Origin of the sequence: Streptomyces sp. NPDC032940, from assembly GCF_040636935.1 — a bacterium.
Taxonomy (GTDB): Bacteria; Actinomycetota; Actinomycetes; order Streptomycetales; family Streptomycetaceae; genus Streptomyces.
In genome coordinates this window covers 27,210-47,271 of sequence record NZ_JBEZVJ010000021.1, presented here as the reverse complement: position 1 = coordinate 47,271, position 20,062 = coordinate 27,210, and the positions used below count along the sequence as shown (strand labels likewise).

Sequence of the window (20,062 nt, the reverse complement as noted above, 5' to 3'; positions counted from 1 at the left end):
CTGGTTCCGGGCGGGACCTCGTCGTCTCAGCGCACGTAGTTCTTGAGGATCTTCGTGTCGAGTTCGATGCCGACGGGGTCCGGCAGGACCAACGTCTCGCCGGACTTCGTGACGCGGGCCTCCCGGTAGCCGCCGGCCCTCCGGTCCGGGCCGCTGTGCACCGTGACTGTGCAGGAATCCGGGTCGATCAAGAGGTACACAGGAATTCCCGCCTCGCCGTAGGCGGCCGGCTTCAGGTACGAGTGACGCTTGCGCGAGATTACGCTCTTACGTAATCTCGAAGGGTGGAGCAACTGGAACAGCGCCTGGCCGACCTCGAACGACGGCTCGCGGCCCTGGAAGCCGCCGAGCGGTCCGTCCCCCGCCCCCGGGAGGGCGACCTCTGGGCGTTGGAAGGGCTCGAGGAACAGCTCGCGGAGCTGGGGGCGGCGGCCGGCGGGGTGCTCTTCACCGGCTCCGTACGCCTGTCGGCCGGGGAGCGGTACGCCTGGCAGCACGGGGCGCTGACCGAGGGGCTGCTGGAGGCCGACTGGTCCGAGTCCGCCGAGGTGTTCGCCGCGCTGGGACACCCTGTCCGCCTCCGCCTGCTGAGGGAGATCCTCGGCGGCCGGCGCACCGCGGCCGAGCTGGCCGAGCTGGACGGGGTGGGCACGACCGGACAGGTCTACCACCACCTGCGCCAGCTCACCGGCGCCGGCTGGCTGCACACCACCGGCCGGGGCCGCCACGAGGTGCCGCCGGGACGGGTCGTGCCGCTGCTGGTGGCGCTGTCGACCGCACGGAACTGACCCAGGACCGCCACGAGCACGCCGGGACCGGCACGAGCAAGGGGGAACGATGTCCGTACGCAAGCTCGCCATGATCACCTTCCGGGCGCTGCAACTCGCCTTCCTGGCCCTGGTGGCCGTCGGCGTCCTGTTCGACCCCGGGTATCCCTGGTGGTGCGTCTTCCTGCCCCTGGTCCTCGCCTACGTCCTGATCGCCGTGGTCAACCGCTGGGGCGGCACCCCCGACGCCCCGCGCACCGTCCGCGAGCCGGTCGAGGTCGCCCCGCCCGTCACCGGCCGCTGGTCCGCGCTGAACAGCCCGGCCGACCGCACCCCGAGCCACGGCGTCCACGCCTACGGACAGACCTTCGCCATCGACCTCGTCGCCGAACCGGAGCCCGGAGCCCGCCCCGGCTTCCGCGCCCTGTGGCCCCTCGCCCGGCGCGCCGGCGCCTTCCCCGCGTTCGGCGCACCACTCCTCGCGGTGGCCGACGGCACCGTCGTCCGGGCCGACGACGGCCAGCGCGACCACCTGAGCCGCACCTCGCTGCCCGCCCTGCTGTACCTGATGCTGGTCGAGGGCTCGGTCCGCGAGATGACCGGCGCCCGCCGCATCGTCGGCAACCACCTGGTGCTGGACCTCGGAGACGGCACGTACGCCATGTACGCCCACGTCCGGCGCGGTTCCTTCGCCGTGGGCGAGGGGGACCGGGTGCGCGCGGGCCAGATGGTCGCCCGCTGCGGGAACTCCGGCAACTCCACCGAGCCGCACGTCCACTTCCAGCTCATGGACGGCCCCGACCCGGACACCGCGCGGGGCGTCCCCTTCACGTGGCACGGCATCGGCGTCCCCCGCAACGGCGAGTTCATCGAGGCGTACTCGCCCGGCGCCGCGCCCGCATAGGCTCCCTGCATGTCCCCCGCCGGAAAGCGCCCCCGCAGCTACGACCCCGTCCGTACCCGTGCCGCCGTGCTCGCCCAGTTCGGGCAGGTCCGGGACGCCGTGCGCACCCTCACCGACGAGCAGCTCGCGCTGCCGACGCGGCTGGGGGACTGGTCCGTGCGGGAGCTGGTGGCGCACATCGGGATGGCCCTGACCGCCCTGCACCGCGCCGTGGAACGGCCCGCACCGGCCCGGCAGGACGTCCAGGTCGCCGAGTGGGTCTTCGCCACCGCCGGGAACGCCGCCGCGATCGCCGACTTCACCCGCGGGCTCGCCGCGGACCACCCCGACCTCGACGCGTACCTCGCCGACGTCGACGAGAGCCTGCGCGCGCTGCTCGCCGAGCACCCCGGCAGCCGGCTCCTGGAGACCAACGCGGGCGCGCTGCCGCTGGACGACTACCTCGTCACCCGTACGGTCGAACTCGTCGTCCACACCGACGACCTCAACGCCGCCGTGTCCGGCCTGGCCGTCCCGTACGACCGGCAGGCCCTGGCCGCCGCGACCCGGCTGCTCGCCGACGCGCTCGCCGTGAAGGCGCCCGGCGGGTCGACGGAGGTGCGGGTGCCGCCGTACGCCGTCGTGCAGTGCGTCGAAGGGCCCCGGCACACCCGCGGCACCCCGCCCAACGTGGTCGAGACCGACCCGCTGACCTGGGTCCGGCTCGCGACCGGGCGGCTGGCCTGGACGGACGCCGTGGCCGAGGCCCAGGTGAGCGCGAGCGGCGAGCGGGCCGACCTCGGCGGGCTGCTGCCGCTGCTGAGCTGAGGGGAACCAGACGCTCCGCGCCTCCGTCGAATCGGCATGTACAGGCAGAAGCAGCAGCGCAGCATGACCCTGACCATGGCCGTCGTCGCCGTGCTCGTCCCGCTCGCGGCGGCCTGCGGCAGCGAGAAGGCCGGCGGTGAACGGACCGGCAGCGGCTCCGTCGGCGCGGACCGGCAGGTCACCGGCGTCCGCTGGAGCATCGACAGCGTCACCGTCGACGGCACCACCCACCAGGCGCCCGGCGAGGCACGGGTCCGGATCGACGCCGGCGGTGAGGCGGCGGGCAGCACCGGCTGCAACACCTTCAGCGCCCGCGCCGACGTCGACGGCGAGCGCGTCCGGCTCAGCGACGCCGCGTTCACCGAGCGGGCGTGCGACAAGACGCCCCCGGAGTTCGAGAAGTCCCTCGGCCGCGTCCTCACCGCCGGCCCCCTCACCGCCGACGCGGAGAGCGGCCGGCTGACGCTCACCACCTCCGCCGGCGACACCGTCCGGCTGAGCAGGTCCGACGACGCGCCCCTGTACGGCACGGAATGGACCGTCACCACCCCCGGCGGGAAGGGCGAGGCCCGCCTCACCTTCGACCAGGAGAAGGGCACCCTCTCCGGCCGCCTCCCCTGCAACCGCGTCAACGCCGAGGCCACCGTCCGCGACGGACATATCACCCTGGGCGCCCCGGCCACCACCCGAATGATGTGCGAAGGCTCACTCATGGACGCCGAGAAGCGGATGCTCCGCTTCCTCGAGGGTCGGCTGGACTACCGGATCGATCACGAAACCCTGACGCTGACCAGCGAAGACGGCACGGTTGTACGCGCCGCGGCCGACGGGTGATCCGCAGGTGAGCCGATATCCCCAATTCGGACCAGTGGTCGATCTCGCCTACACTCGGGGGCGTGCCACGTGGTGACGGTCGACTCAATCACGATCTACTTCCCGGCGAGAAGGGCCCCCAGGACGCTTGCGGCGTCTTCGGTGTCTGGGCCCCGGGTGAAGAGGTCGCAAAGCTCACGTACTTCGGGCTCTACGCCCTCCAGCATCGGGGTCAGGAATCCGCGGGAATCGCGGTCAGCAACGGCTCCCAGATCCTCGTCTTCAAGGACATGGGCCTCGTGTCCCAGGTCTTCGACGAGACCTCGCTCGGTTCGCTCCAGGGTCACATCGCGGTCGGTCACGCCCGCTACTCGACCACCGGTGCCTCCGTGTGGGAGAACGCCCAGCCAACCTTCCGGGCCACCGCGCAGGGCTCCATCGCGCTCGGCCACAACGGCAACCTCGTCAACACCGCCCAGCTCGCCGAGATGGTCGCCGACCTGCCCAAGCAGGAAGGCCGGTCCACCCGCGTCGCGGCGACCAACGACACCGACCTGCTGACCGCGCTCCTCGCGGCCCAGGTCGACGAGGACGGCAAGCCGCTGACCATCGAGGAGGCCGCTCACACGGTCCTCCCGAAGGTCATGGGCGCCTTCAGCCTCGTCTTCATGGACGAGCACACCCTCTACGCCGCCCGTGACCCGCAGGGCATCCGCCCGCTGGTCCTCGGCCGCCTCGAGCGCGGCTGGGTCGTGGCCTCCGAGTCCGCCGCCCTCGACATCTGCGGCGCGTCCTTCGTCCGCGAGATCGAGCCGGGCGAGTTCGTCGCCATCGACGAGAACGGTCTGCGCACGTCGCGATTCGCAGAAGCGAAGCCCAAGGGCTGTGTCTTCGAGTACGTGTACCTGGCCCGCCCGGACACCGACATCGCCGGCCGCAACGTGTACCTCTCGCGCGTCGAGATGGGCCGCAAGCTGGCCAAGGAGGCTCCCGCCGAGGCCGACCTCGTCATAGCGACCCCGGAGTCCGGCACCCCCGCCGCGATCGGGTACGCCGAGGCCTCCGGCATCCCCTTCGGCAACGGCCTGGTGAAGAACGCCTACGTGGGCCGCACCTTCATCCAGCCCTCGCAGACCATCCGCCAGCTCGGCATCCGCCTCAAGCTGAACCCCCTGAAGGAAGTCATCAAGGGCAAGCGGCTGGTCGTCGTGGACGACTCCATCGTCCGCGGCAACACCCAGCGCGCCCTGGTCCGCATGCTCCGCGAGGCCGGCGCCGCCGAGGTCCACATCCGGATCTCCTCCCCGCCCGTGAAGTGGCCCTGCTTCTTCGGCATCGACTTCGCGACCCGCGCCGAGCTCATCGCCAACGGCATGAGCATCGACGAGATCGGCACCTCGCTCGGCGCCGACTCCCTGGCGTACATCTCCATCGACGGCATGATCGACGCGACCACCATCGACAAGCCGAACCTGTGCCGCGCCTGCTTCGACGGCGAGTACCCGATGGAGCTCCCCGACCCCGAGCTGCTCGGCAAGCAGCTCCTGGAGACCGAGCTGGCCGCCGGGCCCGCCGGCACGGCCGCCGCCGACGCCATCCGTCGCCCGTAGCCGTCCGTCCGCAATACCTGCCGTACGACACAAAGGTTCTCATCGTCATGCCTGACACAACTGGTGCCAGCTACGCAGCCGCGGGCGTCGACATCGAGGCGGGCGACCGCGCCGTCGAGCTCATGAAGGAATGGGTCAAGAAGACGCAGCGTCCCGAGGTCCTCGGCGGCCTCGGGGGCTTCGCCGGCCTCTTCGACGCCTCCGCCCTCAAGAAGTACGAGCGCCCCCTGCTCGCCTCCGCCACGGACGGCGTCGGCACCAAGGTCGACATCGCGCGGCAGCTGGGCGTCTACGACACCATCGGCCACGACCTGGTCGCCATGGTCATGGACGACATCGTGGTGTGCGGCGCCGAGCCGCTGTTCATGACCGACTACATCTGCGTCGGCAAGGTCCACCCCGAGCGCGTCGCCGCCGTCGTCAAGGGCATCGCCGAGGGCTGTGTGCTGGCCGGCTGCGCCCTGGTGGGCGGCGAGACGGCCGAGCACCCCGGACTGCTCGGCCCGGACGACTTCGACGTCGCCGGAGCCGGTACGGGCGTCGTGGAGGCCGACCGGCTGCTCGGCCCGGACCGCATCCGCGAGGGCGACGCGGTCGTCGCGATGGCCGCCTCCGGCCTTCACTCGAACGGGTACTCACTCGTCCGCCACGTCCTGCTGAACGAGGCCGGAATGGCCCTCGACGCGCACGTGGACGACCTCGGCCGCACCCTCGGCGAGGAGCTCCTGGAGCCGACGAAGATCTACTCGCTGGACTGCCTGGCCCTGATGCGCACCACCGAGGTGCACGCCTTCAGCCATGTCACCGGCGGCGGCCTCGCGGCCAACCTGGCCCGCGTGATCCCCGACGGCCTGCACGCCACCGTCGACCGCTCCACCTGGACGCCGGCCCCGGTCTTCGACCTCGTCGGACGGACCGGCAAGGTCGAGCGCCTGGAGCTGGAGAAGACCCTGAACATGGGCGTCGGCATGATCGCCGTCGTGCCCCGGGAATCCGCCGACGTGGCCCTGGCGACCCTCGCCGACCGCGGCGTCGACGCCTGGGTGGCCGGCGAGATCACCGACCGCGGCGACCACGCGACGGGCGCCACGATGACCGGCGACTACGCCCGCTGAGCCGAGCCCGGCACGGCGATGCGGGTAGCACAGAACCCGGTCGGTGACGGAAGTCACCGACCGGGTGGGTGTTCAGTGCAGGGTCAAGCGCCGCGACGATGCTGCGGGGACTGGCCGTCCTCGTCCTCGTCGTCCTCGTAGAGGTCGGCGTACTTTGCGTACAGCTCGTCGTCCTGCTCATCGTCCTCGAACCGCTCGCCGTTAGGCGGTTGCGGACTCGACGTCGATGCGCCCAGCTCCTCGGCCAGGCGGGAGAGATCAGTCCCACCGCTGTTGTACTTCAGCTGGCGGGCGACCTTCGTCTGCTTGGCCTTGGCCCGGCCGCGCCCCATGGCTCGACCCCCTCAACGACGGGGCTCGACGGCCCCAGAGTCTTGACACGCGTTCATGGTCCGGAACGGGCTCTCCGTGGAGAGACCGGTCCGTAGGGCTTCCACGGTACCTGAGCCCACGCCCATACGGTACGTCGCCCGCAGGACGTGGCTACGCCCAGGACCTTCGAGGCGCCCCGTCCTCGCTGGTCAAAGGCGATTTTAACCACGTTTCGACGGTCGACCCGCCGGGAGAAGTGAGAGTTCTCTCCAACCGCCCCCCGGCGGGTACCGCTCATACTTTCGAATAGCGCCCTCCGGGCTCACTCCCTCCGGAGGGCGGTCGAGCGCCGTCGCCGGTCAGCGACGCGCGCGTGCCTCCGACATCCGCTGCTCGGCGATCCGGTCGGCCGCGGCGGCCGGCGGGATGCCGTCTTCCTTCGCACGTGCGAAGATCGCGAGCGTCGTGTCGTAGATCTTCGCAGCCTTGGCCTTGCACCGCTCGAAGTCGAAACCGTGCAGCTCGTCGGCGACCTGGATGACACCGCCCGCGTTCACCACGTAGTCGGGCGCGTAGAGGATCCCGCGGTCGGCGAGGTCCTTCTCGACGCCCGGGTGGGCGAGCTGGTTGTTCGCCGCACCGCACACGACCTTCGCGGTCAGCACCGGCACGGTGTCGTCGTTCAGCGCGCCGCCGAGCGCGCAGGGGGCGTAGATGTCCAGGTTCTCGACCCGGATCAGCGCGTCCGTGTCCGCCACGGCGATGACCGACGGGTGCCGCTCGGTGAGGGCCCGCACGACGTCCTTGCGCACGTCCGTGACGACCACGTGCGCACCCTCGGCGAGCAGGTGCTCGACCAGGTGGTGGCCGACCTTGCCGACGCCGGCGATGCCGACCGTGCGGTCGCGCAGCGTCGGGTCGCCCCACAGGTGCTGGGCGGCGGCGCGCATGCCCTGGTAGACGCCGAAGGAGGTGAGCACGGACGAGTCGCCCGCGCCGCCGTTCTCGGGGGAGCGCCCGGTGGTCCACTGGCACTCGCGGGCCACGACGTCCATGTCGGCCACATAGGTGCCGACGTCGCAGGCGGTGACGTACCGGCCGCCGAGCGAGGCGACGAACCGGCCGTAGGCGAGCAGCAGCTCCTCGCTCTTGATCTGCTCCGGGTCGCCGATGATCACGGCCTTGCCGCCGCCGTGGTCGAGACCGGCCATGGCGTTCTTGTACGACATCCCGCGCGCGAGGTTCAGCGCGTCGGCGATGGCCTCCGCCTCGTTCGCGTACGGGTAGAAGCGCGTACCGCCGAGCGCGGGGCCCAGGGCGGTGGAGTGGAGGGCGATGACGGCCTTGAGGCCGCTGGCACGGTCCTGGCAGAGCACGACTTGCTCATGACCCCCCTGGTCCGAGTGGAACAGGGTGTGCAGTACATCAGCAGGTGCGCCGGTTACGTCGGTCACGGTGGTGACTCCTGTGTAGGTGCGGCGGGTGAAGAGGGTCCCCGTGCGGGTGGCGGGGACTGTGGCATGAGATTAGAGCCTGGCGGTGCCCGCCCGCCGCACAGTGCTCAGGATCACCTCCGCACGGAGTACAGGCGTGCGACGATTTGCAGAGATTCCCGCGCGTTTGTGATCGGCTCCCGCAGGTTTTCGAGACGGTGCGCGGGGGAGGGAGCAGGCGTGCCCAAGGTGTCCTCGGTGATCGTCCCCTACGCGGCGTACCTGCGCGTGTACGAGCCGCTGGCCGCCTTCCCCGAGCCGGAGCGCGCCCACTGGTCGCGCTACGCCCGCCGCACCGACCTGCCCTCCTACCAGGACGAACTGCGCCGCTCCCTGGCCGACCTGCTGCCCACCCCGCCGGTGCCGGTACCGGTGCACGAGAGCGGCGACGCCTTCGTGGCCGAGGTCGACGGCGTGGTCTGCGTGTGCCCCTGGCGGACCCGGCTGCGCGGCTGGCAGGCCCTCGGAGAACTGGCCGAGGACTTCCCCGCCCCCGTCCTGGACGCCCTGCTCCCCCCGGTGGTACGCCGCCAGACCGCCCAGGACTACGAGCGGTGGCTGGAGGGCAACCCCGACGCCCGCCCCTGGATCCGCACCGCCACCTGGCAGGTACCGATCAACTGGTTCGTCCTGGTCTCCGACGAGGAGCGGGAGTACGACAAGGGCGGCGGCGGTCCCGGGGCTCCGGCGCCGGTGCTGCGCTACCGCACGCCCATGGTGCAGGCGCGGCGGCGGGTGGCCCGGGGGCTGCGGGCGCTGAAGGAGGCCATGGACGAGGGTCCGCTGATCGACGGCCTCGTGGACGTGGGGCGCTGGCTCGAGGAGTTCCACCCGCGGTCGCTGGTGGAGCTGGACTACGGCGGACTGGTGCACGCCCTGCCGGCCGGCGAGCTGGAGGACGACCACTCGGCGGCGGACGTGGCCGAGGGCATCGAGGCGCTGCGCCGGGGGGACGGGACGACGGCGGGCGCCGCGTACGGGCGGCTGGTGGAGCGGTGGCGGTCGGTGCGGGACCGGCGCTCGGCGAACTGACGTTTGACGTACCGCCCGATTTGGGGTTTCGTCTCTCGCTCCAACACCTGTTCGGTGTGACCTGATACTTCGTCACCAGGGGACGGAAGTCCCGTTCCGGGCGTATGTGTCAAGCGTGACGGACCGCACGTACGCCACTCTTGCGCCGCTTCCCCCTCCTCATGCCAAAATAGGACAAGGAGTCCGGGGAGGGCTCCATCCGTCCTGCTGTGGTGCACTGTGGGCGGAATCTCAGCATTGCACGCTTTGGGGGGTCTGGTGACTCCTGATCGCCCTGTGACTGATCGTCACAGTGGCGTGACTGTCCGCTATGGCATGGTCCATCGGCATCCGTCGCTGATGAACACCTGGGAGGGCAATTCCATCGGTTTGGCCGACGCGGCTGGACAGATGGTGTAGTTGTAGTGCCGAGGACAAGCCGTTCGTCCTATAACCGACTCGACTCGCGTCCGCCATTTCGGGCAACGCGGGTCAAGGTGCAGAATTTAGAGGAAAGAACCGAGAAGGTTCGGTTCTCCCGAGGAGGCCGCTCATGACCGCTCGCACCCCTGATGCCGAGCCGCTGCTGACCCCGGCTGAGGTCGCCACCATGTTCCGCGTCGACCCGAAGACGGTCACGCGCTGGGCGAAGGCCGGCAAGCTCACGTCGATCCGCACGCTCGGCGGGCATCGCCGCTACCGCGAGGCCGAGGTCCGCGCTCTGCTCGCGGGCATTCCGCAGCAGCGCAGCGAGGCCTGAACAACTGCATAACCGGGCATAACGGCAGGCCCCCCAACCTGCCGGAGCGCCTGGAACCACAGCTCCAACCGACGTGGGACCTGCCCCAACAGGCCCCCTCGCCCAAGCCGTTCGGCCCTGTCGGACGACCGGCCGGCTTCGTCGTCGATCGCGCTGGACTCCGCCGGGTCCAGCGCGATTTTTTGTGCCCGGTGACGGCCCGCTGAGAGCGGCCTTGTCGGAGTCTGGGGGAGGCTGTCGGATCCGCTGTGGGCGGGACTGGGGGATGGTGTGGGAGCGCCCTCCGAGAGAGTGCAATTGCACATATAAAATCAACTAGTTGTAGGAGGGGCGTAAGTGCCACGGTTTCAAAAACTCATGCGGTGACACCCGTCACACGTGCGGGCGCTTGTTGGCTCTGGCATATGTGCGCTAGAGGAGCCGGCGGTTCCAGCAGCCCACGGCGGCAGGGGTGTTGAGGGCCGACGGACGTCACGTGGCCGCCGGAGGAGGCGCCGGGGCCGGTGGCGGGGAGACGGGCTGGGCCGGCGGCGCGGCGGAGTCCCACGCGAGGCGCAGCAGCCGGTGGCAGATCGGACAGTGGCGCGTCAGGTGACGGTACGACGACGCGGCCGACAGATGCGCGCGGAGCAGTGCCCGCGTCTCGTGCCTGACCGATGCCGCCATACGCCACCTCCAGGAACCGCACGGAGAACGTGCCCTGCCTTTGGAGTACCGAGCGAATGTGACGCCGTCAAGGCCGCGAGAGGGGCGCTGAGGGCTTCCGGGTGCTCGAGGGGGGCTTGGAGGATGACGTGAGCCGTCTGAGCCGTCCTGGCGGCCTGTGGGCGGCAACGCAGAAGGCCCGCACCGAGTGGCGCTGGCCTTCTTGCTGCGGTCTGACGGGATTTGCCGTACCCCACTGCGGCTGGGCCGCGGGCGCGAACGCGGAAGGCCCGCACCGATCGGTGCGGGCCTTCCTTGCTGCGGTCCTGACGGGATTTGAACCCGCGGCCTCCACCTTGACAGGGTGGCGAGCACTCCAAACTGCTCCACAGGACCAGGTTTTGCGGCGCCCTCGCGACGGAGTCACTTGGTGTTACTGCGTGCGGTGCGCTGCGAGAAGAGACTCTACAGGAGGGTGGGCCCAGGGTCGAACTCACCCTCCGTACGCACCTCGTCACCGCGCCGTCGCTACGGCGCCAGCGCGTCGATCGCCTTCACGATCCGCTTGTCGGAGATCGGATACGCCGTCCCCAGCGCGTGCGCGAAGTAGCTGACCCGCAGTTCCTCGATCATCCAGCGGACGTCCAGGACCTGCCGCGGGACCGGCCGCCCCTTCGGCATCTGCTCCAGCAGCCACGCGTACTCGTCCCGCATCTCGTGGACCTTCTCCATGCGGGTCGTGTCCCGCTGGACGTTGGCCGCCATCTGCTGGAGGCGGCGGTCGGCGGCGACCAGATAGCGCATCAGGTCGGGCAGCCGGCGGATGCCGGCCTCCGTCACGAAGCCGGGCTTCACCAGGCCGTCCAGCTGCGTCCGCACGTCCTGGAGGTTCGCCAGCAGCGCGGGACTGCGCACGGATTTCAGGCGGCGCTCACAGGCCTGCCAGGCGGCCAGCACCTGCTGCACCTGCCCCACCGTGCGGACGGTCGTGTCGACGATCTCCGCGCGGACCTTGTCGTAGAGCTTGCGGTACGACTCCTCGTCCCACGCCGGCCCGCCGAAGTCCGCGATCAGCTTGTCGGCCGCCGCCATGGCGCAGTCGTCGAACAGGGTCTGGATCGAGCCGTGCGGATTCGCTGACAGGCCCAGCTTCTGCTGGTTGGTCAGCTTCTCGGACGCGAACTTCGCAGGGTTGACCGGGATGTTGCGCAGGATCAGCCGGCGCGTGCCCTTCCACATCGCCTGTGCCTGCTCGGCCTCGGTGTCGAAGAGCCGCACGGACACCGTGTCGCCGTCGTCGACGAGGGCCGGGTAGGCCTTCACCGGCTGACCGGCCCGGCGCGTCTCGAACACCCGGGTCAGGGTGCCGATCGTCCAGTCCGTCAGGCCGGTGCGTTCCAGCGACTCGCCGCCGCTGCGCTCCGCCGTGGCCGCCGCGGCCTGCGACAGCGCCTTGCGCGCCTTCGGCTTCAGCCGGAGCTTCAGGGCCTCCAGGTCCTTGTCCTCGGCCAGCTTGCGGCGCCGCTCGTCGACGATCCGGAAAGTGATCTTCAGATGGTCGGGGACCTTCGCCCAGTCGAAGTCCTCCGCGTCGAACGGCACCCCGACCATGCGCTTGAGCTCCCGCGCCATGGTCACCGTCAGCGGCTCCTGGAGCGGTACCGCCCGCTCCAGGAACTTCTGCGCGTAGTTGGGGGCCGGTACGTAGTTGCGGCGGACCGGCTTGGGCAGGGACCGGATCAGCTCCGTGACGACCTGCTCCCGCAGGCCCGGGATCTGCCAGTCGAAGCCCTCGTCGGTGACCTGGTTGAGCACCTGGAGCGGGACGTGGACGGTCACACCGTCAGCGTCCGCCCCCGGCTCGAACTGGTAGGTCACCCGGAACTTCAGCGGCCCCTGGCGCCAGGAGTCCGGATAGTCGTCCTTGGTGACCGCCCCCGCCTTCTCGTTGATGAGCATCTCGCGCTCGAAGTCGAGGAAGTCGGGCTGCTCGTGCCGCTTGTGCTTCCACCACGAGTCGAAGTGCGCGCCGGAGACGACGTGTTCGGGCACCCGCTGGTCGTAGAAGTCGTACAGCGTCTCGTCGTCGACCAGGATGTCCCGGCGCCGGGCGCGGTGCTCCAGCTCCTCGACCTCGGTCAGCAGCCTGCGGTTGTCCGCGAAGAACTTGTGGTGCGTGCGCCAGTCGCCCTCGACCAGGGCGTTGCGGATGAACAGCTCGCGGCTGACCTCCGGGTCGATCCGGCCGTAGTTCACCTTGCGCTGCGCCACGATCGGCACGCCGTACAGCGTCACCTTCTCGTACGCCATCACGGCCGCCTGGTCCTTCTCCCAGTGCGGTTCGCTGTAGGTGCGCTTGAGGAGGTGCCCGGCGAGCGGCTCCACCCACTCGGGCTCGATCTTCGCGTTGACGCGGGCCCAGAGCCGGGAGGTCTCCACCAGCTCGGCGGACATCACGAACCGCGGGGGCTTCTTGAACAGCGCCGAGCCCGGGAAGATCGCGAACTTGGCGTTGCGCGCGCCCAGGTACTCGTTCTTCGCCGTGCTCTTCCCGCCCTCCCGGCCGGCTTCCTTCACGTCCTTCATGCCGACGTGGGAGAGGAGCCCGGCCAGCAGCGAGACGTGGATGCGGTCGTCGGGGGCGGCGTTGTCGTCGTCGTTGAGATGGAGGCCCATCTGCCTGGCGACCGTGCGCAGCTGTGTGTAGATGTCCTGCCACTCGCGGATCCGCAGGAAGTTGAGGTACTCCTGCTTGCACATCCGGCGGAAGGACGACGAGCCGCGCTCCTTCTGCTGCTCGCGCACGTACCGCCAGAGGTTGAGGAAGGCGAGGAAGTCGCTGGTCTCGTCCTTGAAGCGGGCGTGCTGCTGATCGGCCTGCGCCTGCTTGTCCGAGGGCCGCTCGCGTGGGTCCTGGATGGACAGCGCCGCGGCTATGACCATGACCTCGCGGACGCAGCCGTTCTTGTCGGCCTCCAGCACCATCCGGGCCAGCCGCGGGTCGACGGGCAGCTGCGCCAGCTTGCGGCCGGTGTCGGTGAGCCGCTTGCGTACGTCCTTCTGCGCCGGGTCCAGCGCCCCCAGCTCCTGGAGGAGCTGCACGCCGTCGCGGATGTTGCGGTGGTCCGGCGGGTCGATGAACGGGAACTTCTCGATGTCACCGAGGCCGGCCGCGGTCATCTGCAGGATGACGGAGGCCAGGTTCGTCCGGAGGATCTCCGCGTCCGTGAACTCCGGGCGGGCGTCGAAGTCGTCCTCGGAGTACAGCCGGATGCAGATGCCGTCGCTGGTGCGTCCGCAGCGGCCCTTGCGCTGGTTGGCGCTGGCCTGCGAGATGGGCTCGATCGGCAGCCGCTGCACCTTGGTGCGGTGGCTGTACCGGGAGATCCGGGCGAAGCCGGGGTCGATGACGTACTTGATGCCCGGCACCGTCAGCGAGGTCTCGGCGACGTTCGTGGCGAGGACGATCCGGCGCCCGGTGTGCTGCTGGAACACCCGGTGCTGTTCGGCATGGGACAGGCGGGCGTACAGCGGAAGGATCTCCGTGAACCTGTACTTCTTCTTCTCCAGCGCGTCGGCCGTGTCCCGGATCTCCCGCTCACCGGAGAGGAAGACGAGGATGTCGCCCTTGCCCTCGCCCATCAGCTCCTCGACGGCGTCGGTGATCGCGGTGATCTGGTCGCGGTCGGCGTCGTCGCCGTCCTCCTCGAGGAGCGGGCGGTACCGCACCTCGACGGGGTACGTCCGGCCGCTGACTTCGATGATCGGCGCGTCGCCGAAGTGCCGCGAGAAACGCTCGGGGTCGATCGTCGCCGAGGTGATGACGACCTTCAGGTCCGGCCGCTTCGGCAGCAGCTGGGCCAGGTACCCGAGCAGGAAGTCGATGTTGAGGGACCGCTCGTGGGCCTCGTCGATGATGATCGTGTCGTAGGCGCGCAGCTCGCGGTCGGTCTGGATCTCGGCGAGCAGGATGCCGTCCGTCATCAGCTTGATGAAGGTGGACTCCGGGTTCACCTGGTCGGTGAACCTGACCTTCCAGCCGACGGTCTCCCCGAGCGGGGTGTCCAGCTCCTCCGCGACCCGCTCGGCGACGGTGCGGGCGGCGATCCGGCGGGGCTGGGTGTGCCCGATCATGCCGCGGACGCCACGGCCGAGCTCGACACAGATCTTCGGGATCTGCGTGGTCTTCCCGGACCCGGTCTCGCCGGCGACGATGACGACCTGGTGATCGCGGATGGCCTCCGCGATCACGTCCTTCTTCTGGCTGACCGGAAGCTGCTCGGGGTAGCTGACGGCGGGCACACGGGCCCGGCGCTCACCGATGCGCTGCTCGGCCTTGGCCACCTCCGCCTCGATCTCGGCGAGAACGGCGGCACGGGCCTCCGGTTTACGGATCTTCCGCGCACCCTCGAGCCTCCGGCCGAGCCGATGCGCGTCGCGCAGCGACAGCTCGGTCAGGCGGGGAGCGAGGGTGCCGAGGGCGGGGGCGGGGTGCGTAGACATACGGCTTCCAGGATCGCATCCCCGGGAAATTCCTGGCGAACGCTTTTGCCCGGCATACAACAAGGCCCCGATCCGAAGATCGGGGCCTCACTGTGGCTGGGGCCGGGGTCGAACCGGCGACCTATCGCTTTTCAGGCGATCGCTCGTACCAACTGAGCTACCCAGCCGCGAGGTTTCACGTGAAACCTCAGCGGTCCTGACGGGATTTGAACCCGCGGCCTCCACCTTGACAGGGTGGCGAGCACTCCAAACTGCTCCACAGGACCAAGCTTCGTACGACAGTGTCGCACATGTACTACGTGCCCCCAACGGGATTCGAACCCGTGCTACCGCCTTGAAAGGGCGGCGTCCTAGGCCGCTAGACGATGAGGGCTATCGGCCCGCCTGCGCGCTTCGCAGCGCGTCGGGGACGTGAGAAGCATATGGGATGGCGGGAGGTATCGCCAAAACGGTTTACGGAGTGCCGGAAGCCGGGCCGCCCGGGGTGCCGGCGGAGTCCGTCGGGGACGGCCCCGTGCCGGTCGGGGACGGCGTCGCGCCGGGCTGGTTCTCCTTCGGCAGATGACGGCTGACCTCGGCCGTCGTCAGACCCAGGCCGCCGAGCTCGATCTCGTCCCAGGCCTGCAGGCGCCGGCTGTCCCGGTCGAAGTAGAGGATCGACGCCTGGACCGGGTCGGGGTGTTTGCCCTCGACGGCACGCAGCCCGCTGCCCCCGGTGGAGCCCTCGATGCGGAGCCGGGTCCCGTACTTCATGACCTCCATGTCCTCGTGGTGGACATGGCCCGCAAGGATCAGCGGGACGGTGCCGTCGACCTCGCGGGCCGCCGAGGGCTCGTGGGCGACGGCGACGTCCACGGGGGTGCCGGCCCGGGTCTGGTCGCGCAGGGCGGAGGCCAGCCGGGCGCCGGCCAGTTCCTGGGAGGCCTCCGCGCCGGGCTTGGCGGAGCGGTCCGGGGTGTACTGCGGGTCGCCCATGCCGGCGAAGCGCAGACCGGAGATCGTGACGGCCCGGCCGTCGTCCAGGACGTGCACGTTCCTGAGGCCCTTCAGATACTCCTGGGTGACGCGCGAGTCGTGGTTTCCGCGGACCCAGACGTAGGGGGCGCCGAGGTCCTCGATGGGGTCCAGGAAGCCGTTCTCCGCCGCCGTGCCGTGGTCCATGGTGTCGCCGGAGTCGACGATCACGTTCACCCGGTACTGCTCGACGAGCGAGGCGATGATCTTCCAGCTCGCCGGGTTCAGGTGGATGTCCGACACGTGCAGGACGCGGATCGTGGTCGGGTCGGGCTGGTAGGCGGGGAGCGTGGACGTGACGTCGTAGAGCTTGGTCACGTTCGTCGCCAGGCGGGCCAGCTCCTGCTGGTAGACGTCGAACTCGGTGACGATGCTGCGCGCGTTGCCGACCAGGGAGGGCGCGGAGGAGAGCAGGCCGGAGAACTTCGGTTCCAGGACCGAGTCGGGGTTCCAGGTCGCGTACGCCGTGCCGCCCGAGGCGACCAGGAGGGTCAGGGCGAGTCCGCCGGCCGCCAGGGCGCGGCGGGGGCGGCGGTAGACGGCGAGGCCGAGGGCGGTGGCGCCGGTGACGACGGCGACGCAGGACCGGGCGGCCAGGTCGAACGTGCCGCGCTCGACGTCCTTCGCGACCTCGTCCTGGAGACCGGAGAGGCGTTCGGGGTGGTCGACCAGAGCCTGGGCGCGGTCCGGGTCGAGCTGGTCGACGTTGACGTCGAGGCGGACGGGGGCCACGTGGCTGTCCAGCTGGAGGGCGCCCAGCGGCGAAACGTTGATCTTCGTGCCGCCGGCGAGGGAGGGGCGCAGGGTCATCGTCGTGTTCATGGGGCCGACCGGCACCCGCACATTGCCCACGATCAGCAGGCCGAGCCAGGCCCCGAGCAGGACGACGGCGACGAGGCCGAGGGCGCGGGTCCAGGGGCGGGAACGGGGGACGAGCTCCGCCGTCGTGGGCGCCGGGCGGGCGCGGAGGCGGCGGGTGAGGGCGCGTGGGGCGCTGCGGATGCGGTTCATCACCTCGGCCAGGACGTGCAGGACTGCGGCGGGGACGCGGGCCATTGGTCCCGTATGCCCATGTCCCGGGGCGGATATGCGAAGGGTCGAAGGCGGCGGTGGCGGTGTCGTACCTGATGTGTCGTACCCGACAATGGGCCTGTGCTGGAGATGACGCGCGAGGAGTTCGAGGAACTGGTCGCCGAGGCGCTGGACCGGATCCCGCCGGAGCTGACGCGGCTGATGGACAACGTCGCGGTGTTCGTCGAGGACGAACCGCCGGCGGACGATCCCGAGCTGCTCGGGCTGTACGAGGGGACCCCGCTGACCGAGCGCGGGGAGTGGTACGCCGGTGTGCTGCCCGACCGGATCACCATCTACCGGGGCCCGACGCTGCGGTTCTGCGACACCCGGGAGGACGTGGTCGCGGAGACCGAGGTGACGGTGGTGCACGAGATCGCGCACCACTTCGGGATCGACGACGCGCGGCTGCACGCCCTCGGGTACGGGTGAGGTCACCGGCGCGCGGCGCGTGTCCTCCTGCGGGTGACGGGAGTTGGGCACGGCGACTCCTGACCCCCGGAGGTGGCCGCCCGTGCGCCCCTTGTACGTACCCGTCCGTCTGGCCGCCACGGTGGTGGCCGTCGCCGCTGCCGCCGGCTGCATGAGTGTCGGCGACGAGTCCGGCGGGGACGCGAAGCCGTCGCACTCGGCCGGGGAGCGAGGCGGCGGGGCGCCGGGCGGCGGGCCGGAGGTGTCGGGCGGCACCGGGTACGGTCCCGCGGCGGCAGGCGAGGGCGGTCGGCACGGCAAGGGCGGCAAGGGCGAGGACGACCGCGGCAAGGGGAAGGGCAAGGGCCGCGGCAAGGACGGCGAGGGTGAGGGCACCGGCAACTCCGGCTCGCCCTCCGCGCACCCGACCGGCTCCGCCCCGCCGAAGGGCGGACCGGAGGAGCCGACGCCCCCGCGGACGGCCGACCCGGAGCCCCCGGGGACGGTGGACCCCGAGCCGACCCCGCCCCCGGAGCCGCCGGCCTCCCCGACGCCGGAGCCGACGCCCGAACCGTCCTCGTCGGCGCACGAGCCGCCGGGGACGCAGCTGGCGCAGCGGGAGCCGGCGCCGGAGGCCGGGGCGCCGGTGTAGCCCGGACGGGCGGTGCCGTTCACCGCGTGCCGGGGTCCGGACGGAGGGCCGGAGTACCCGCTGAGCTGGGCATGTGCTACCCGGTTTGCCTTCAGGGGTGGTGGGTGCGTATGGTGGTAGATCGTTTGATCCCATTTGCCCGGCGCCACCGCAGAGCGCGCCGTGTGGCGCGTACTCTCCCTTGCCGTGGTGGACCGCATCGAGGCGGTCGTATTGCGAATCGCGATTCACGGAGTTGACGGGCGCGTGCCGACTGAGAGACTCCGGAAGGTTTCGCATTCGCATGTCCATCATCAGTACTGATCACGTCGTCGTGCCCGAGAACGCCGAGGGCGTCTCCGAGGCCCAGCAGGCTCCCGAGGTCGTCGAGACCCCCGAGTCCACCGGCGCCCCCGAGACCACCTTCGCCGACCTGGGCCTGCCCGAGGGCATCGTGCGCAAGCTCGCGCAGAACGGCGTGACCACCCCCTTCCCGATCCAGGCCGCGACCATCCCGGACGCGCTGGAGGGCAAGGACATCCTCGGCCGGGGCCGCACCGGTTCCGGCAAGACCCTCTCCTTCGGTCTGCCGACCCTGGCCACGCTGGCCGGCGGCCGCACCGAGAAGCACAAGCCGCGCGCCGTCATCCTGACGCCGACCCGTGAGCTGGCCATGCAGGTCGCGGACGCGCTCCAGCCGTACGGCGACGTCGTCGGCCTGCGCATGAAGGTCGTCTGCGGCGGCACCTCGATGGGCAACCAGATCTACGCCCTGGAGAAGGGCGTCGACATCCTGGTCGCCACGCCGGGCCGGCTGCGCGACATCATCAACCGCGGCGCCTGCTCCCTGGAGAACGTGCAGATCGCCGTTCTCGACGAGGCCGACCAGATGTCCGACCTGGGCTTCATGCCCGAGGTCACCGAGCTGCTCGACCAGGTGCCGCCGGGCGGTCAGCGGATGCTGTTCTCCGCGACCATGGAGAACGAGATCAAGACCCTCGTCGACCGGTACCTGAACAACCCGGTCAGCCACGAGGTCGACGCGGCCCAGGGCGCGGTGACGACCATGTCGCACCACATCCTGGTCGTGAAGCCCAAGGACAAGGCGCCGGTCACCGCGGCCATCGCCTCCCGCAAGGGCCGCACCATCATCTTCGTCCGCACCCAGCTCGGCGCCGACCGCGTCGCCGAGCAGCTGCGCGACGCGGGCGTGAAGGCGGACGCGCTGCACGGCGGCATGACGCAGGGCGCGCGCACCCGTACGCTGGCCGACTTCAAGGACGGCTACGTCAACGTCCTGGTCGCCACCGACGTCGCCGCGCGCGGCATCCACGTCGACGGCATCGACCTGGTGCTGAACGTGGACCCGGCCGGCGACCACAAGGACTACCTGCACCGCGCCGGCCGCACGGCCCGCGCCGGCCGCACCGGCACGGTCGTCTCCCTCTCCCTGCCGCACCAGCGCCGCCAGATCTTCCGGCTGATGGAGGACGCGGGCGTCGACGCCACGCGCCACATCATCCAGGGCGGCGCGGCCTTCGAGCCGGAGGTCGCCGAGATCACCGGTGCCCGGTCGATGACCGAGGTCCAGGCCGAGTCCGCGGGCAACGCCGCGCAGCAGGCCGAGCGCGAGGTCGCCCAGCTCACCAAGGAGCTGGAGCGCGCCCAGCGCCGCGCCACCGAGCTGCGCGAGGAGGCGGACCGGCTGGTCGCCAGGGTCGCGCGGGAGCGGGGCGAGGACCCGGAGACGGTACTGGCCGAGGTGGCCACCGCCGCCGCCGAGGCCGTCGAGGCCGAGGTCTCGCTGCCGGCTCAGGCGTCGGGCCCGCGCGAGGTCGAGAAGACCGAGCGGTTCGAGCGTCGTGACGACCGTGGCGGTTTCCGCCGCGACGACCGTGGCGACCGGGGTGACCGTGGTGGTTTCCGTCGCGACGACCGTCGTGACGACCGTGGTGGCCGTTCGTTCGAGCGTCGTGACGACCGGGGTGACCGTGGTGGTTTCCGCCGGGACGACCGTCGTGACGACCGTGGTGGCCGTTCGTTCGAGCGTCGTGACGACCGGGGCGGTTTCCGCCGCGACGACCGTGGTGACCGCGGGGACCGTGGTGGTTTCCGTCGCGACGACCGTCGTGACGACCGTGGTGGCCGTTCGTTCGAGCGTCGTGACGACCGGGGTGACCGTGGTGGTTTCCGCC

At 70.7% G+C, this 20,062-nt stretch carries 16 protein-coding genes, 4 tRNA genes and 1 pseudogene; 11 read left to right on the top strand and 10 right to left on the bottom strand.

From position 1 onward, the window contains the following. Positions 1 to 26: 26 nt before the first annotated feature. Positions 27 to 233, bottom strand: a pseudogene (locus AB0E77_RS23495) (Uma2 family endonuclease); the annotation flags it as partial. Positions 234 to 305: 72 nt separating this feature from the next. Between AB0E77_RS23495 and AB0E77_RS23490 the strand changes: the two are divergent. The 6 genes from AB0E77_RS23490 to purM all read left to right on the top strand — a co-directional run bounded on the left by AB0E77_RS23490 (position 306) and on the right by purM (position 6,016). Further along, positions 306 to 788, top strand: a complete 483-nt coding sequence (locus AB0E77_RS23490) for a helix-turn-helix domain-containing protein (RefSeq protein WP_361573775.1) — start codon at positions 306 to 308, stop codon at positions 786 to 788. A 49-nt stretch (positions 789 to 837) separates the two neighbouring features. After that, complete coding sequence (locus AB0E77_RS23485) at positions 838 to 1,671, top strand: M23 family metallopeptidase (RefSeq protein WP_361573652.1); 834 nt, start codon at positions 838 to 840, stop codon at positions 1,669 to 1,671. Positions 1,672 to 1,680: 9 nt separating this feature from the next. Further along, positions 1,681 to 2,478 (top strand): sterol carrier family protein, encoded by a 798-nt coding sequence (locus AB0E77_RS23480; RefSeq protein WP_361573651.1) that lies wholly within the window; start codon positions 1,681 to 1,683, stop codon positions 2,476 to 2,478. Between the two features lie 36 nt (positions 2,479 to 2,514). Continuing rightward, positions 2,515 to 3,312, top strand: a complete 798-nt coding sequence (locus AB0E77_RS23475) for an META domain-containing protein (protein ID WP_361573649.1) — start codon at positions 2,515 to 2,517, stop codon at positions 3,310 to 3,312. A 62-nt stretch (positions 3,313 to 3,374) separates the two neighbouring features. Next, a complete protein-coding gene (gene purF, locus AB0E77_RS23470; protein ID WP_361573647.1) occupies positions 3,375 to 4,901 on the top strand; it encodes an amidophosphoribosyltransferase in 1,527 nt (508 codons plus the stop codon). Between the two features lie 47 nt (positions 4,902 to 4,948). Further along, positions 4,949 to 6,016 (top strand): phosphoribosylformylglycinamidine cyclo-ligase, encoded by a 1,068-nt coding sequence (purM, locus tag AB0E77_RS23465; RefSeq protein ID WP_361573645.1) that lies wholly within the window; start codon positions 4,949 to 4,951, stop codon positions 6,014 to 6,016. Positions 6,017 to 6,099: 83 nt separating this feature from the next. Here purM and AB0E77_RS23460 read toward each other — a convergent pair whose 3' ends face one another. Together AB0E77_RS23460 and AB0E77_RS23455 are read right to left on the bottom strand one after the other, a co-directional pair. Beyond that, on the bottom strand, positions 6,100 to 6,348 hold the full coding sequence (locus tag AB0E77_RS23460; protein ID WP_161165701.1) for a DUF3073 domain-containing protein: 249 nt from the start codon (positions 6,346 to 6,348) through the stop codon (positions 6,100 to 6,102). 339 nt (positions 6,349 to 6,687) lie between these two features. Further along, positions 6,688 to 7,782, bottom strand: coding sequence for a Glu/Leu/Phe/Val dehydrogenase dimerization domain-containing protein (locus AB0E77_RS23455; protein ID WP_361573643.1), 1,095 nt, complete (start codon positions 7,780 to 7,782; stop codon positions 6,688 to 6,690). A gap of 219 nt (positions 7,783 to 8,001) precedes the next feature. Here AB0E77_RS23455 and AB0E77_RS23450 point away from each other — a divergent pair, with 219 nt between their 5' ends. Then, positions 8,002 to 8,853: a hypothetical protein gene (locus AB0E77_RS23450; protein ID WP_361573641.1), complete on the top strand. Its 852-nt coding sequence runs from the start codon at positions 8,002 to 8,004 to the stop codon at positions 8,851 to 8,853. A gap of 532 nt (positions 8,854 to 9,385) precedes the next feature. Next, positions 9,386 to 9,592: a developmental transcriptional regulator BldC gene (gene bldC, locus AB0E77_RS23445; RefSeq protein ID WP_003949541.1), complete on the top strand. Its 207-nt coding sequence runs from the start codon at positions 9,386 to 9,388 to the stop codon at positions 9,590 to 9,592. Between the two features lie 471 nt (positions 9,593 to 10,063). Here bldC and AB0E77_RS23440 read toward each other — a convergent pair whose 3' ends face one another. The 7 genes from AB0E77_RS23440 to AB0E77_RS23410 form a co-directional block, all read right to left on the bottom strand. Further along, positions 10,064 to 10,258 (bottom strand): DUF6274 family protein, encoded by a 195-nt coding sequence (locus tag AB0E77_RS23440; RefSeq protein ID WP_361573639.1) that lies wholly within the window; start codon positions 10,256 to 10,258, stop codon positions 10,064 to 10,066. 300 nt (positions 10,259 to 10,558) lie between these two features. Continuing rightward, positions 10,559 to 10,633 (bottom strand) — tRNA-Asp (locus AB0E77_RS23435). Between the two features lie 132 nt (positions 10,634 to 10,765). Beyond that, complete coding sequence (gene hrpA, locus AB0E77_RS23430; RefSeq protein WP_361573637.1) at positions 10,766 to 14,740, bottom strand: ATP-dependent RNA helicase HrpA; 3,975 nt, start codon at positions 14,738 to 14,740, stop codon at positions 10,766 to 10,768. A gap of 93 nt (positions 14,741 to 14,833) precedes the next feature. Then, a tRNA-Phe gene (locus AB0E77_RS23425) sits at positions 14,834 to 14,907 on the bottom strand. Positions 14,908 to 14,931: 24 nt separating this feature from the next. Next, positions 14,932 to 15,006 (bottom strand) — tRNA-Asp (locus AB0E77_RS23420). A 34-nt stretch (positions 15,007 to 15,040) separates the two neighbouring features. Then, positions 15,041 to 15,113, bottom strand: a tRNA-Glu gene (locus tag AB0E77_RS23415). Between the two features lie 80 nt (positions 15,114 to 15,193). Further along, a complete protein-coding gene (locus tag AB0E77_RS23410) occupies positions 15,194 to 16,810 on the bottom strand; it encodes a metallophosphoesterase (RefSeq protein WP_361573636.1) in 1,617 nt (538 codons plus the stop codon). A gap of 96 nt (positions 16,811 to 16,906) precedes the next feature. Here AB0E77_RS23410 and AB0E77_RS23405 point away from each other — a divergent pair, with 96 nt between their 5' ends. The 3 genes from AB0E77_RS23405 to AB0E77_RS23395 all read left to right on the top strand — a co-directional run. Next, entirely contained in the window at positions 16,907 to 17,257 is a 351-nt protein-coding gene (locus AB0E77_RS23405; RefSeq protein ID WP_161165491.1) for a metallopeptidase family protein, read from the top strand. 82 nt (positions 17,258 to 17,339) lie between these two features. Next, positions 17,340 to 17,888, top strand: a complete 549-nt coding sequence (locus AB0E77_RS23400; RefSeq protein WP_361573634.1) for a hypothetical protein — start codon at positions 17,340 to 17,342, stop codon at positions 17,886 to 17,888. 283 nt (positions 17,889 to 18,171) lie between these two features. Then, on the top strand, positions 18,172 to 20,062 hold a 1,891-nt coding region (locus tag AB0E77_RS23395; protein ID WP_361573632.1), incomplete at its 3' end, for a DEAD/DEAH box helicase.